Annotated in this window: 1 protein-coding gene; it reads right to left on the reverse strand. The window is 57.8% G+C overall.

Annotated elements, in window-relative coordinates; genetic code table 11:
- On the reverse strand, positions 1 to 117 hold a 117-nt coding region (locus SB765_RS33585), incomplete at its 3' end, for a DUF1418 family protein (protein ID WP_410933028.1).
- Positions 118 to 237: the final 120 nt, after the last annotated feature.

Here is a 237-nt window from a genome sequence, read left to right on the forward strand (position 1 = left end):
CGCCTTGTCTGGCAGCGGAAGCCAGTGGTTGATCAGCAGCAGCGCGGCCACGATTAACAGGCCGCCAGCCGCCTCCAGCACCACCATAAACCGGGGTAATCTGGCTACACTCTGCATGATATCCTCCTGCCTTAGCGGCTGACTGAGCGTCAATTATGGTCAACAACCCAAAAATTGCGCGAGATACACGGGCTGACGGCGCGAAAAAGCCTCTGATTCAGAGGCTTCCTGACCGGG

Origin of the sequence: Pseudomonas sp. SIMBA_067 (genome assembly GCF_046534675.1) — a bacterium.
GTDB lineage: Bacteria > Pseudomonadota > Gammaproteobacteria > Pseudomonadales > Pseudomonadaceae > Aquipseudomonas > Aquipseudomonas putida.